The following is a 559-nucleotide window of genomic DNA, read 5'->3' as shown; positions in this document are numbered from 1 at the left end:
GAGCCGGGTGGCGACCCGAGCCAGGGAGGGGACCGATGACGCGGGACGCGGCCACGGGCCGGACCGTGGAGCAGAGCGCGGGAAACGGGCCCCCGCCCGGGGAGCCGCTGCTCGTGGCCGAGCGGCTGACCAAGCACTTCCCGATCATGGGCGGCTTCCCGTTCCAGCGGAAGGTCGGCGCCGTGCAGGCGGTGGACGGCATCGACCTGGCGGTGCACGCGGGCGAGAGCTTCGGCCTGGTCGGCGAGTCGGGATGCGGCAAGTCCACCACCGGCCGGCTGCTGACCCGCCTCCTGGAGCCGACCGCCGGCCGGATCAGCTACCGAGGCCAGGACATCACGCACGCCGACCGCAAGGCCCTGGCCCCGATCCGCTCCGAGATCCAGATGATCTTCCAGGACCCGTACTCGTCCCTCAACCCACGCCAGACGGTCGGCGCGATCATCTCCGGCCCGATGGAGATCAACCGCATCCGGCCCCCCGGCGGCCGGGAGGCCCGGGTGCGCGAACTCCTGGAGACGGTGGGGCTGAGCCCCGAGCACTACAACCGCTTCCAGCA

At 72.6% G+C, this 559-nt stretch carries 1 protein-coding gene; it reads left to right on the top strand.

The window, feature by feature from the left end:
* Positions 1-35 precede the first annotated feature (35 nt).
* Positions 36-559, top strand: a 524-nt coding sequence (locus KUM32_RS42410; RefSeq protein WP_217146910.1) for an ATP-binding cassette domain-containing protein, incomplete at its 3' end; no start/stop codon positions are given.

It is taken from the genome of Streptomyces sp. AC627_RSS907 (genome assembly GCF_019049165.1).
The sequence above is the reverse complement of the archived record's forward strand: the minus strand, read 5'-3'. Positions and strand labels throughout refer to the sequence as shown.